A 12994-nucleotide genomic window follows, 5' to 3' on the forward strand; every position below is an offset into this window, starting at 1 on the left:
GTACAACGGCGGCATGGAGCACACCACCCTCCACCTGCTCTACTCCCGGTTCTGGCACAAGTTCCTCTATGACATCGGCGTGGTGCCCACCAAGGAGCCCTACGCCAAGCGCACCAGCCACGGCATGATCCTGGGCGAGGGCGGCGAGAAGATGTCCAAGTCCCGGGGCAACGTGGTGAACCCCAACGACATCGTGGCCCAGTACGGCGCGGACACCATGCGCCTCTATATCATGTTCGTGGGCGACTTCGAGCAGGCGGCCATCTGGTCCACCGAGGCCGTGAAGGGCTCCAAGCGCTTCTTGGACCGCGTGTGGAACCTGGCGGAGAACGCCAAGGACGACCCGGCCCCCAGCGCCGCCAACGAGGCCGTCCTCCACCGGACCATCAAGAAGGTCACGGGGGACATCGACGGGCTGAAGATGAACACGGCCATCGCGGCCATGATGACGGCCGTGAACGAGATGACCGCCAACGGCGTGACCAAGGGGGACATGAAGCCCCTGATCCAGCTGCTCTGCCCCTTCGCCCCCCACATCGCCGAGGAGCTGTGGGAGAAGTTCGGCTTCGCCGCCGAGACGGGGAAGATGTGCTGCCAGAGCGAGTGGCCCGCCTACGACGAGAGCAAGACCGTGGCCTCCGAGGTGGGGTTCGCCGTCCAGGTCAACGGCAAGCTGAAGGGCACCGTCACCATGCCCGCGGGCAGTGAGGAGCAGGCCGTCGCCGAAGCGGCCATGGCGGTGGAGAAGGTGCAGAAGGCCATGGCGGGGATGAAGGTGGTGAAGACCATCTTCGTCAAGGACCGGCTGGTGAACCTGATCGTGAAGCCCCAGTGAGAGGAGGAGGCCGCGCCCGGCGCCTCCGGCGGCGCTCCCTTTTCCAGGGGAGGGGCCGGAGGCCGGGGGACTCCCCCCGGCGCGGCTCACGGCACGCAGGCACGAGAGGGGATATGTCAAGGGGGATCTCACCGTTTGGGTGAGATCCCCCTTTTGGGTCTGGAGATATCGATGGGGCGGCGTATCATGCCGTATCGTCGCCGGGCCGCTTCACCGCCCGCACGTCCCTTCCCCGCCCATCCGCCGGACCATCTCCTCGATCCGCTCTAAAGGGAACGGCGGCGAGGCGACAGGCTTCATCGCGAGGGACATCAGCTTCATGGGATCGTCGTCCGCGGCGATGCGGTTCGAGCGCAATGCTCCGCAGATCTTGCAGCGGTGGATGATGGCCCACTCGCCGCCCTTGCGTACCCAGACGGCGATCGGCTCCATGGTGCCGCCGCAGCCGGCTTCCCGGTCGCCCGGCTCGATGTCCAGATGCCGGCTGGAGAGGCAGTATGGGCAGTGGTTCCGGTGTGCGCTCCCTGCGCCGGAGGCCGCGACGGGCCTCCCGCAGACTTTGCAGACGAACGTATGGCGGCATGGATGTGTTTCATGAGGACTTTTTTCAAAAGATCGTTCCTTGTTTTCCCGGTCCAAAGGGATCAGCCTCCTAAAAGTAAGATCATACTTCCGGGAGGTCCGTCGGGGATGTGGCAGACCTCCCGGTCATGCCGCACTCTCCTGCGTGTGAACAGCTATTTTCATAAGACGATCTCCTTTTCGCCGCGGATCTGTGGCCGGGCCTGACGGCCGCGGCGGTGCCGCAGGGATCTACTTCTTGGGCTCCTCGCTCTCGAACATCGCCTTGGCGCCGGCGGCGAGGCCCGCCAGGCCCTGGATCTCGCTGGGGATGATGATCTTCGTCGCCTTGCCGTCGGCGATCTTCTGCATGGCCTCCAGGGCCTTCAGCTTCACCACCTGGTCGTTGGGCGCGGCGGCGTTCAGCAGGCGCAGGGACTCCGCCAGGGCGGTCTGCACCCGCGTGATGGCCTCGGCCTCGGCCTCGGCGGCCATGATGCGGGCCTGCTTCGCGCCCTCCGCCTGGAGGATGGCGGCCTCCTTGGCGGCGGTGGCCCGGAGGACGGCGGCCTGCTTCTCACCTTCGGCGACCAGGACCTGGGATTCCTTCTGGCCCTTGGCCTGGAGGACGGACTCCCGGCGCTCCCGCTCGGCCTTCATCTGCTTCTCCATGGCGCTTTGGATGTCCTTGGGGGGGATGATGTTCTTCAGCTCCACCCGGTTGACCTTGATGCCCCAGGGGTCCGTGGCCTCGTCCAGGATGGAGCGCATCCGGGAATTGATGATGTCCCGGCTGGTGAGGGACTGCTCCAGGTCCATGTCGCCGATGATGTTGCGCAGGGTGGTGGCGGTCAGGTTCTCGATGGCGTTCATGGGGTGCTCCACGCCGTAGGTGTAGAGCTTGGGATCCGTGATCTGGAAATAGATGACGGTGTCGATCTGCATGGTGACGTTGTCCTTGGTGATGACGGGCTGGGGCGGGAAGTCCGCCACCTGCTCCTTCAGGGACACCTTCTTGGCGATCTGCATGAGGAAGGGGATCTTGACGTGGGGGCCCTGGTTCCAGACCGTGTAGAAGCGGCCCAGACGGGTCACGACGTAGGCCCGGGACTGCTGGACGATATGGACGTTGGAGACGATCAGGACGACCAGCAGGATGATGACGAGAGCGATCGGGATCCACCAAAGATTCATTTCACTACCTCCACTTTCTCAGAGAATTGGACCAGGAGCTTGACGCCCTCGATCTTTTGGACTTTCACCTGGGTCCCGACGGGGATGACGGAGCCGTCGGCGCTGCGGGCGGTCCAGGTCTTGCCGTCCACGTAGACGGCCCCGGAAGAGCGCGCGTTGTCCACGGGCTCGGTGACCTTGGCGACCATGCCCAGGACACGGTCCAGGTTCGTGGCGACGTTGGGCTGGCCGGTCATGAAGCGCCGCACGAAGGGCCGGCTGAGGGCCAGCGCGGCGGCGGAGACGACGGCGAAGACCAGGAGCTGCGTGCCTCCGGGGGAGATGCCGGGCAGGGACCAGCCGGACATGCAGGTGAAGAGGGCCGCCAGGGACCCGGCGACGAACCAGATGGAGACCATGCCCTCGGTGAGGAGCTCGACGACGCCGAAGAGGACGATGGCCCCCAGCCAGGACCAGGTCAGGATGTTCATAGGGACGCCTCCTTTCAAAAACGGCTTTTGTCCTTTTCCTACAGTATAGCATATGCGGGCCGGGGATAGTGTTTCAGTTTGGTAACAAATCAAATCATGCGCCGCATGGCCGGGTGCCCGGCCCCGCGGGCACATGTCCGGGCGGAGGGGGCTTGAAGATCCGGCCGGGACCTGCTATACTGTCCCTGCGGCCCCGCCGGAGGGGCCGGAAGAAGGAGGCGGACCACTTGACCTTGACCATCCCCTGCCTTTTCGGATTGGAGAGCCTCGTCGCCGACGAGCTGAGACGCCTCGGCCTCGCGGGCGTCCGGGCCGAGAACGGCCGCGTCCACTGCGACGGGACGCTGGCGGACATCCCCCGCCTGAACATCGGCCTGCGCTGCGGCGCGCGGGTGCTGATGGAGCTGGGCTCCTTCCCCGCCCCGGATTTCGAGGCGCTGTTCCAGGGCGTGCTGGCCCTGCCGTGGGAGGAGCTCATCCCCAAAGAGGGCGAGTTCCCCGTCAAGGGCTATTCCCTGGGGTCCGCGCTCCACTCCGTCCCGGCCTGTCAGGCCGTGGTGAAGAAGGCGGCGGCGCGGCGCCTGGGGGACGCCTACGGCTGCGAGACCCTGCCGGAGACCGGGGAGCGCTATCAGATCCAGTTCGCCATCATCAAGGACCGGGCATCGTTGTACCTGGACACCTCCGGCGAGGGGCTGTACAAGCGGGGATACCGGGCCCGGAACATGGGCGCGCCCCTGCGGGAGACCCTGGCGGCGGCGCTGGTGGCCCTCTCCCGCTACCGGGGGAAGGATCCCTTCTGCGACCCCTTCTGCGGCAGCGGCACCATCCCCATCGAGGCGGCGCTGATCGCCAAGAACCGTGCCCCCGGCCTGGACCGGCGCTTCGCCGCCCAGCGGTGGCGGTGCGTGGAGCCCAAGCTCTGGCTGGACGCCGCCGACGAGGCCATGGACAGGGAGTTCCACGGCAGCTATGACATCTGGGGCGGGGACATCGACCCGGCGGCGGTGGAGCTGGCCCGGCACAACGCGGAGCTGGCCGGGGTGGGGGACTGCGTGCGGTTCGAACAGGCGGACGCGGGGGCGTTCCGCCGGGACAGTGAGTACGGCCAGCTGGTGACGAACCCGCCCTATGGCGAGCGGCTGCTGGAGGCGCGGGAGGCGGCGGAGCTGTACCGCCGCTTCGGCAAGGCGCTGGAGGAGGGGCTGCCGCCCAAATGGCGGGTGGTGGTGCTGAGCTCGCATACGGAGTTCGAGCAGTGCTTCGGCCGTCCGGCGGACAAGAAGCGGAAGCTGTACAATGGGATGCTGCGGTGCGACGCGTTCCTGTATGGCCGATAAAAAAGGGGCCGGGAGCCCCCGGTCCCTCTTGCATCTGGGAGGAAAGTGTGGCATAATAAGAGGACCATCCATGCAGCGGTATCGAAGTGGTCATAACGGGGCTGACTCGAAATCAGTTTGAGAGAGATCTCACGAGGGTTCGAATCCCTCCCGCTGCGCCAAAAAAGGGAGGCACGCAACGCGTGCCTCCCTTTTTTGGCGCCCAGCCTTTTGCCTGCGGGCTCCCGCATCGTCTGCCTGGCACCTCTGCTCCCCTGTTCGGCGGGCGGACGGCTCCTCGGGAAGGGCGCGTCACGGGCCCGGCTCGTTCAGCTTCACGACCACCGTGCCGTCCACCACCTGGATGCTGCCCGCCTCCGGGTACAGCGGCATGTCCCGCACACTGGGGAGCCGGGCCAGGGCCTTGGCCTGTTCGCTGCGGCCGAGGTGGACCTCTCCGGTGAAACCCAGGTAGCGGCGCAGGAACCAGCCGTAGGTATAGGTGATGCGCAGCCCGCTGAGATCGAAGACGCCGCCGATCTGGACACGGTCCAATTCCGGCGTGGGAGAGAGCGCCGCTTCCCTGGTCGTGCTGCCCAGCAGCACCACCGGCATCCCCTGGCGGTAGCCCTCGCAGGACTCGATCTTATCCAGCAGCCGGGTGGAGTAGGACGTGCACTGCCGCAGGCCGAGATCCATCTTCAGGTACGCGGAATTGGCGGTCACGGCATAGGAATAGGCGGTCAGCGTCATCGTCACGAGGACGACCCATCTCGCCGCCGTTTGGACCGACTGCGCCGAGGTCCCCGGCAGACAGCGCTCCGCGTATTCCGTCAGGGCGATGGGCGCGATGAGGATATAGCAGAGCCCGTAGATCATCAGCACGTGGATGTTCCCGCCCGGGACCATGACGTAGATCAGGTCCCCGGCCAGAGGGTACGCCAGCGCCAGCAGCAGCGCCAGCGCCGTCCGGGCCGGGCCCAGCCGCCGCTCCCGGAGCACCAGCCGCCCCAGCGCCGCGCAGCACAGGGCGCTCAGGACGAAGGCCCAGGGCAGGAAGCCGAAATGGAAATGGTCCTTATCCAGGAGGAAGACGCTGGCGTATTTCCAATAGCTCTGGAGGACCAGCCGGGGGATCTCCCGCAGGGAGAGCTCCCCCATGCTGGAGATCCCCATATAGTCCACCAGGGGGGCCCGCAGGGTCGTGAGGCGGACGGCCAGCAGATAGACCGCCATGGCCGCCGCCAGGACCGCCAGCAGCCGGAGCCCCCGGCGGATCAGGTCCCCGAACGTACGCTCCCCGTCCAGCGTCTCCAGCAGCAGCGCGCCCACCATCAGGACCGCCGCGACCTCGAAATAGCTCTGATAGACGCCCATCGAGAGGACGATGGCCGCGGCGCCCAGGACCGTCCCCCGGCGGCACCGCACGGCCAGGTAAGCGCCGGCGGACGCCAGCATCAGGCTGAAGAAATAGGGGGCGGACGTGAACATATAGGCGAAGGTCCCGGTCACGGTGGGGAACGAGACCATGACCGCCGCCGTCACGACGCAGGCCAGCGGGCGGCGGATCCGGAACAGGGACACGGTGAAGCACACGGTCCCCGCCAGGGACAGCAGGGACAGCAGCCCCAGGAGCCAGGGGGTGCTGAAGGGCCCGTCCAGGGCCGCGAGGACGGGGAGCAGCCAGCGGCCGGACGCCGTGCCGTAATCCATGGAAAAAAGATGGGAGATGTCGTCGTGGTTCGGCAGCTTATTGGCGAACATGTAGAGGTGCACCGCCAGGCCCAGGAGCACGGAGGCAGAGAACGTCAGCCGGATCTCCCTGGGGACACGGTCCCACAGCTCCTTCGCCAGCGCGTCCGGCGATCTCAGTGCGGAGCCCATCATGCCTCCCTCCTCTCCTGTCCGCACGTTTTGGAGACGAGGTAGCGCGGACGGGCCTTGACCTCGATGAATATCTGCGCGATGTAATAGCCGATGATCCCCAGGCTGATCATGAGGATGCTGCCGATGAAGAGCACCGATAGGATGACGGTGGTGAAGCCGTCCGCCGCGCCGCCCGTGGCCCAGTTCACCAGCGTCTGCACCCCGAGGACCAGGGACAAGAGCAGGGTCACCACGCCCAGGACGGTGACGATCTGCATGGGCGCGGAGGAATAGGCGGCGATGTTGGAGACCGCGTAGCGGAACAGGGACGCCGCCGACCAATGGGTGTCGCCCACGGTCCGCTCCGCCACGCGGAACTCCACCTCCGCGGTGCGGAAGCCCACCCAGGCGCTCAGGGCGCGGAAGAAGGTCCGGTGTTCGGAGAGGGCCAGCAGCGTGTCCACCACCCGCCGGTCCATCAGCTTGAAGTCGGAAGCGCGGGACATGTCGATCCGCACGGCCCGGCTCATGATCTTATAGAAGCTCCTGGCGGCGAAGCTGTGGAGGCCGCTCTCCCGGCCCCGGTCGGCCTTCACGCCGTTGACGACCTCCCACCCCTGCTGCCAGAGGGCGTACATCTGCGGCAGCGTTTCGGGGGGATGCTGCAGATCGCAGTCCATCACCGCGCAGCAGTCCCCGGCGGCGGCCTCCATGCCGGCGAAGATGGCCGCCTCCTTCCCGAAGTTCCGGGAAAGGCTGACGCCCCGGACCGCAAGGTCCCCCTCCGCCGCCAGCGCGATCTCCTCCCAGGTGCCGTCGGAGGAGCCGTCGTCTACGAAGATGAGCTCATAGGGGATGGCCTCGCCCTGGAGGACCCCGCCGATGCGCTGCGCGGCCCGGGGGACGGCCCCCGCCTCGTTATAGGCGGGTATCACGACAGAAAGCATATGGATCTGAGCCTCCTTGTGCTTGGATACCGGGAGACCGGCGGCGGCCGGTACCGCGCGCAGGCGCTCTGCCGCCCGCCGGTCTTACAAAAAACTGTACGTTCCTGTAAAATGCACGTTTCCCCATACTTGTAAAGGATACTACAGGAAGCCTCGTTTTTCAATACCTCATATGATATTTCCCGAACAAAAGATCGCCCGGCAGGAAGGTACACGTTTTTGTAAAAAAGCCCGCTTACAGCAAGCGGGCTTTTTCGTAGGCTTCCGCCCGGTAGCGGAACGTGGACAGCGGCATGCCGCACTCCCTGGCCGCCGCCGTGCCGGTGATCGCGCCGGCCTTCCACCGCCGGTAGGCGCTGAGGTAGTTCTCCGGCAGCGGCCGGGGCGGCCTGCCGAAGCGGACGCCCCGGGCCTTCGCCGCCGCGATGCCCTCCGCCTGGCGCCGGCGGATGCTGTCCCGCTCGTTCTCCGCCACGAAGGACAGCACCTGCAGGACGATGTCGCTGAGGAACGTCCCCATCAGGTCCTTGCCCCGGCGGGTGTCCAGCAGCGGCATGTCCAGCACGACGATGTCGACCTTCTTCTCCTTGGTCAAGATCCGCCACTGCGCCTGGATCTCCTCATAGCTGCGTCCCAGCCGGTCGATGCTCTTGATATAGAGCAGGTCGTCCGGCTTGAGCTTTTTGACCAGCTCCTTGTACTGAGGGCGGTCGAAGTCCTTGCCGGACTGCTTGTCCATGAAGATGTTCCGCTCCGGGACGGACATCTGCCGCAGCGCGATCGACTGCCGGTCCTCGTTCTGGTCCTTGGTGCTGACCCGGATGTATCCATATGTATTCGTTGGAATGGCGCTCACGCCTCCTCTCTGCGCGCCCGGACGCCGCCCCGTCCGCGGGCCCGCCCCTCCGGCGGCGGAGGCGGGACGGGCCGTGATGCGGACGGCCTCTTATTTTTGGGGGATCGAGGCTGATATCTTGAAATGAGAGCATCCGTCGAAAACCGTTTGGAAGGAAGGGCGAGAGCATGATGACGAAGATCTCCGGCCTAAGGACGCAGGGCGCGGCCTCTCCCACAGGGTCCCCCCGGGGGGCCGGACGGAGCCAGGCGGCCGCGCTCCCCCGACGGGATACGGACCGCTATGTCCCCGGCTCCGGGGAGGCGGGGGAGACGGTCAGGAGGCTGACGGAGGAGATGGTCCGCTCCCTGGCGGGGCGGTATGACGTGCGCCATATGACGCGGGATGAGTACGGGAGCCTGCTCCGGGATCTGCGCGGCCTGGGGGCCATCAACGCGAAGGACTTCGGCGTCGGGTCCGGCGGCGAGGTGCCCTATACGCCTCCCGACGGGGTGGAGATGACGATGGGGCCGGCGGACCGCCTGGGCCTCGGGGCTTGGCCTTCGGGCAGGGAGCGCGCCGATCTCCTGGAGCTCCTGCGCTCCGGCGCGGGGTATTGCGCGGAGTTCGCCTCGCGGCAGGCGGAGGGCAGCGGCGAGGGGGCGCTGGCGGTCTCGCTGGCCGCTTCCTGGCGGCGCCTCGCGGGGATCTTCGAACAGATAGACGGATACCGGTCATGAAAGGGACGGACGGCCCCGGCAGCATCTGACTGCCGGGGCCGTCCGCGGCCGTGCGCGCCCTTCGGGGGCGGGCCTACTGTTCCATCTTCGCCAGGAAGTACGCCAGGGCGAACCCGGCGGCGCACAGCACGGCGGAGAGGGCCGCCTCCCCCGGCCCGGCATAGTCCGTGGGGACGATGACCAGGGTGGAGGCGACGACGAAGCCCAGGATGCCGTGGAAGGCCGCCGCGTAATGGCGGCGGAAGAACCAGGTCACCAGCCGGGCCAGCAGCGCGATGGTCAGGAACATCCCCGGCAGGGCGGCGGACAGGACCAGCAGGTCCAGCCGGGCCAGCCCCTCCAGCATGGGCCGGTAGAGCCCCAGGGCCATCATCACCGAGGAGGAGGTCATGCCGGGGATGACCACGCCCATGCCCCACAGGGCCCCGCAGAAGTTGTACCACCCGAAGCTGGGCTCCACCTGGACGTGGACCACCCGGCTGACGTAGAACAGCCCCCCGAACACCGCCAGGGCGCAAAGGGCGAAGCTCGCCCACGCCGAGGCGGTGCGGCCCTCCTTCCCCGCCTCCCGGAAGAGGGAGGGCACGGTGCCCCCGATGAGGCCGATGAAGAGCCAGTAGGTGGCGGCGTCGGAGAGGGCCATGGCGGCGGCGATGCCCTTCGCGAAGCCCAAAAAGCCCCCGCACCAGCCCAGCCCCAGGGGGATCAGCATCCGCCAGTGCCGGGGCACGGCCTCCCGCGGGCGGGTCAGCACCTCCATGAAGGGCCGGTAGATGTCGAAGGCCACCGCCAGCACCCCGCCGGAGACCCCCGGCAGGATGGCCCCCGCGCCGATCAGTGCGCCGCAGAGCAGATGGCGGAGCCAGTGCCGCCGCGTTCCCCCCCGCTGGTCCAAGGCCGTCCCCCTCCTCTCCGGGCATCCTGCGATCTTACGCAGGATATGATACCAGTTTTCCCGGGATCATGCAATCCAATCCTCTCCCGGAGCGGGAAGATCTTGTCTTTTCCCGCGGGATCTGTGCGATGCGCTGATTTTTCCCGGGCGCAGGGGCGGGTTTTCTGTACGATGCGCCGTTGACAGAGCGGGGGGAGACCGTGTAAACTACAAAGCACATCGAACAACTGCATGACAGCAAAGACGATGAAGAGAAGAGTACGCCGGAAGATACGTCCAAGAGAGCCCCGGATGGTGGGAAGGGGCACGGAAGGTCCGGCGGAACATGGTCTCGGAGTTGCACGGCCGACCGCCATGGCATGGATGGCATAGGCCGCGACGGGGGCGCCCGTGACAGCGCGGGAGTGTGCTGGCACTCTATGAGGCCGCCTCCGCGAGGGGGCGCGCGAATCAAGGTGGTACCACGGCGCAGGCCTGCGCTCGTCCTTGAAGCTTATACGCTTCAAGGGCTTTTTGTTTGCCCGTGACCATCCATAGAAGGAGCTGCTATCGTGAACGGACCCATCATCCAGATCCAACACCTCTCGAAGACCTTCGGCGGCGGGACCGGCGAGGTCCACGCCCTGGAGGACATCAGCCTAGACATCCGGCAGGGGGAGATCTTCGGCATCATCGGCCTCTCCGGCGCGGGCAAGTCCACGCTGGTGCGGTGCATGAACCTGCTGGAGCGGCCCACCTCCGGCACGGTGATCGTGGACGGGAAGGACATGACCGCCCTCCCCGAGGAGGAGCTGCGGCTGGCGCGGCGGAAGATCACCATGATCTTCCAGGGGTTCAACCTGCTGATGCAGAGGACCTGCCTGAAGAACGTCTGCTTCCCCATGGAGATCGCCGGGGTCCCCCGGTCCAAGGCGGAGGCGCGGGCCGCGGAGCTGTTGGAGCGGGTGGGCCTGGGGGACAAGGCGGACGCCTACCCCGCCCAGCTCTCCGGCGGGCAGAAGCAGCGGGTCGCCGTGGCCCGGGCCCTGGCGACGGATCCCAAGGTGCTGCTGTGCGACGAGGCCACCTCCGCCCTGGACCCCACCACGACGGTGTCCATCCTGGGCCTGCTCAAGGAGCTGAACCAGGAGCTGGGCGTCACCGTGGTGGTGATCACCCACCAGATGAGCGTCATCGAGGAGATCTGTTCCCGGGTCGCCATCCTGGACGGCGGGTCCGTGGCCGAGCTGGGGGAGGTGCAGGAGATCTTCTCCAACCCCTCCACCGACGCCGCCCGGCGCCTGGTGTACCCCGGCGGGGCCAGCGTCTCCCAGTACCCGGCGGGCACCCGCGCGGCCCGGCTCTCCTTCAACGGCGGCACGGTGGAGCAGCCCCTGATCGCGTCCCTGGCCATCGACTGCGGCGTGAAGGTCAGCATCCTGGGCGCGGACACCCGCAGCGTCGGCGGCAGGGCCACGGGCACCATGCTCCTCCGCCTGCCCGACGACCCGAACGAGGCCGCCAAGGCCCTGAGCTACATCCGTTCCCAGCCGCACATCACCGTCGAGGAGGTGGAATACCATGTCTGACATCCTGGAGATCTTCACCGCCGCCTTCTGGGCGGAATACGGCGGGACCCTGGCCGAGGGCATCCTGGACACGATGGTCATGGTGGCCGTGTCCACGGCGGCGGCCTATCTCATCGGGCTGCCGATGGGCGTCGTGTCCATCCTGACCCAGCCCCACGGGATCCGCCCCCATAAGGCCGTCAACACGGCCCTGGGCTGGGTCATCAACATCGGGCGGTCCTTCCCCTTCATCATCCTGATGGTCGCCATCCAGCCCTTCACCAAGCTGGTGGTGGGCACGAAGATCGGCATCAAAGGGGCCATCGTCCCGCTGGTCGTCTCCGCCGCCCCCTTCATCGCCCGGATGGTGGAGACCTCCCTCAGCGAGGTGGACGCGGGCGTCATCGAGGCGGCCCAGTCCATGGGGGCCTCCACGTTCCAGATCGTCTGGAAGGTCTACCTGCCGGAGGCGAAGCCCTCCCTGCTCCTGGGCGCGTCCATCTCCCTGATCGCCATCGTGGGCTACACCGCCATCGCGGGCACCGTGGGCGCCGGGGGCCTGGGCGACATCGCCATCCGCTATGGGCACCAGAGGGGCATCGAGTCCGTCATGTGGGTCTCGGTGGTCTTCCTGATCGTCCTGATCCAGGTAGTCCAATCCGTTTTCAGCCGTTTGTCGGTGCGTATCGACAAGCGTTTGAGATAAAGAGGCCCCCTCCCCAGGGCGCCCCCTCCCGCCCCTCACGCGCGCAGAGAGGACGGAGGCCGCGCCGGGACGCGGGAGCCGCGCGTACCCAAGAGACTTTGGAACAAGTTCATCGTTTATCGATCGGAGGAACCTGACATGAAAAAGAAGATCTTTGCTCTTTCCCTGGCCCTGATCCTGGCCCTGTCCCTGGCCGCCTGCGGCGGCAAGGACCCCTTGACCCTCAAGGTCGCCGCCTCCCCCACCCCCCACGCCGAGATCCTGAAGCAGTGCGTGGACGTCCTGAAGGAGCAGGGCATCGAGCTGGTGATCACGGAATACGCCGACTATGTGGTGCCCAACACCGCCGTGGAGGACGGGGAAGAGGACGCCAACTACTTCCAGCACGTCCCTTACCTCGATGAGTTCAACGCCCAGCGGGGCACCCACCTCGTCAGCGTGGCGGGCATCCATATCGAGCCCATGGGCCTGTATGCCGGGAAGTCGGCCTCCCTGGACGCCATCCCCGACGGCGGCAAGGTGGCCGTCCCCAACGATCCCACCAACGAGGGCCGCGCCCTGCTGCTGCTGGAGGCCCAGGGCCTCATCAAGCTGAAGGACAGCTCCGATCTGGCCTCCACCCCCAAGGACATCACCGAGAACCCCAAAAACCTGGAGTTCGTGGAGCTGGCGGCGGAAGAGGTGCCCGCCAACCTGGACGAGGTGGACATCGCCGCCATCAACTCCAACTACGCCCTGGGCGCAGGGCTGAACCCCGTCACCGACGCCCTGGTCATCGAGGCCGCCGATTCCCCCTATGTGAACGTGCTGGTGGTCAAGGAGGGCAACGAGGACGACGTGGCCGTCCAGGCCCTGGTGAAGGCCCTCCAGTCCGACGCCGTCAAGGCGTATATCAACGACACCTACGGCGGCGCGGTGGTCCCCGCTTTCTGAGCAAGGAGGCGCCGAAGGGCCGGAGGAGAGAGCTCTCAGCGGTCTCCGCTGAGAGCTCTTTTCAAAGTGTCGAAAGATAGGGGAGCCTCCCTCGACGGGAAGGAGGAGCGTTACGAGAGGGACCCAGGAAGGGTCCCTCTCGTTTT

13 protein-coding genes and 1 tRNA gene are annotated in these 12994 nt (G+C 66.8%); 7 read left to right on the forward strand and 7 right to left on the reverse strand.

What is annotated here, in order from left to right:
- The coding region (locus QZ332_RS11170; protein WP_295765383.1) for a class I tRNA ligase family protein at positions 1-835 on the forward strand (835 nt) is incomplete at its 5' end.
- A gap of 210 nt (positions 836-1045) precedes the next feature.
- Here QZ332_RS11170 and QZ332_RS11175 read toward each other — a convergent pair.
- From QZ332_RS11175 to QZ332_RS11185, 3 genes are all read right to left on the reverse strand, one after another.
- Positions 1046-1474 carry an RNHCP domain-containing protein gene (locus tag QZ332_RS11175; protein WP_295765385.1) on the reverse strand — a complete coding sequence of 143 codons (429 nt, stop codon included), beginning with the start codon at positions 1472-1474 and terminating at the stop codon, positions 1046-1048.
- A 174-nt stretch (positions 1475-1648) separates the two neighbouring features.
- Positions 1649-2590, reverse strand: coding sequence for an SPFH domain-containing protein (locus QZ332_RS11180; protein WP_295765391.1), 942 nt, complete (start codon positions 2588-2590; stop codon positions 1649-1651).
- On the reverse strand, positions 2587-3060 hold the full coding sequence (locus tag QZ332_RS11185; protein WP_295765393.1) for an NfeD family protein: 474 nt from the start codon (positions 3058-3060) through the stop codon (positions 2587-2589). The genes QZ332_RS11180 and QZ332_RS11185 overlap by 4 nt, the downstream gene beginning before the upstream one ends.
- A gap of 227 nt (positions 3061-3287) precedes the next feature.
- On the opposite strand from QZ332_RS11185, the gene QZ332_RS11190 reads away from it, so the two are divergent.
- A complete protein-coding gene (locus QZ332_RS11190) occupies positions 3288-4400 on the forward strand; it encodes a class I SAM-dependent RNA methyltransferase (protein ID WP_295765395.1) in 1113 nt (370 codons plus the stop codon).
- A gap of 72 nt (positions 4401-4472) precedes the next feature.
- Positions 4473-4561 (forward strand) — tRNA-Ser (locus QZ332_RS11195).
- A gap of 130 nt (positions 4562-4691) precedes the next feature.
- Here the strand turns inward: QZ332_RS11195 and QZ332_RS11200 are convergent.
- The 3 genes from QZ332_RS11200 to QZ332_RS11210 all read right to left on the reverse strand — a co-directional run bounded on the left by QZ332_RS11200 (position 4692) and on the right by QZ332_RS11210 (position 8039).
- Positions 4692-6263: a glucosyltransferase domain-containing protein gene (locus QZ332_RS11200; RefSeq protein WP_295765397.1), complete on the reverse strand. Its 1572-nt coding sequence runs from the start codon at positions 6261-6263 to the stop codon at positions 4692-4694.
- Positions 6263-7192 carry a glycosyltransferase family 2 protein gene (locus tag QZ332_RS11205; protein ID WP_295765400.1) on the reverse strand — a complete coding sequence of 310 codons (930 nt, stop codon included), beginning with the start codon at positions 7190-7192 and terminating at the stop codon, positions 6263-6265. The genes QZ332_RS11200 and QZ332_RS11205 overlap by 1 nt, the downstream gene beginning before the upstream one ends.
- 235 nt (positions 7193-7427) lie before the next feature.
- Positions 7428-8039, reverse strand: a complete 612-nt coding sequence (locus QZ332_RS11210) for a recombinase family protein (protein WP_295765410.1) — start codon at positions 8037-8039, stop codon at positions 7428-7430.
- Between the two features lie 176 nt (positions 8040-8215).
- On the opposite strand from QZ332_RS11210, the gene QZ332_RS11215 reads away from it, so the two are divergent.
- Complete coding sequence (locus QZ332_RS11215; RefSeq protein ID WP_295765402.1) at positions 8216-8767, forward strand: hypothetical protein; 552 nt, start codon at positions 8216-8218, stop codon at positions 8765-8767.
- Between the two features lie 73 nt (positions 8768-8840).
- Here QZ332_RS11215 and QZ332_RS11220 read toward each other — a convergent pair whose 3' ends face one another.
- Positions 8841-9662 (reverse strand): DUF368 domain-containing protein, encoded by an 822-nt coding sequence (locus QZ332_RS11220; RefSeq protein WP_295765404.1) that lies wholly within the window; start codon positions 9660-9662, stop codon positions 8841-8843.
- 563 nt (positions 9663-10225) lie between these two features.
- On the opposite strand from QZ332_RS11220, the gene QZ332_RS11225 reads away from it, so the two are divergent.
- The 3 genes from QZ332_RS11225 to QZ332_RS11235 all read left to right on the forward strand — a co-directional run bounded on the left by QZ332_RS11225 (position 10226) and on the right by QZ332_RS11235 (position 12848).
- Positions 10226-11230, forward strand: a complete 1005-nt coding sequence (locus QZ332_RS11225) for a methionine ABC transporter ATP-binding protein (protein WP_295765412.1) — start codon at positions 10226-10228, stop codon at positions 11228-11230.
- The gene (locus QZ332_RS11230) at positions 11223-11915 is read left to right on the forward strand and encodes a methionine ABC transporter permease (protein ID WP_295765406.1); all 693 of its coding nucleotides are present in this window, start codon (positions 11223-11225) and stop codon (positions 11913-11915) included. Before QZ332_RS11225 ends, QZ332_RS11230 begins: the two co-directional genes overlap by 8 nt.
- A gap of 138 nt (positions 11916-12053) precedes the next feature.
- The gene (locus tag QZ332_RS11235; protein ID WP_295765408.1) at positions 12054-12848 is read left to right on the forward strand and encodes a MetQ/NlpA family ABC transporter substrate-binding protein; all 795 of its coding nucleotides are present in this window, start codon (positions 12054-12056) and stop codon (positions 12846-12848) included.
- Positions 12849-12994 lie beyond the last annotated feature (146 nt).

This window comes from uncultured Oscillibacter sp. (genome assembly GCF_910584465.1).
Taxonomy (GTDB): domain Bacteria; phylum Bacillota; class Clostridia; order Oscillospirales; family Oscillospiraceae; genus Oscillibacter.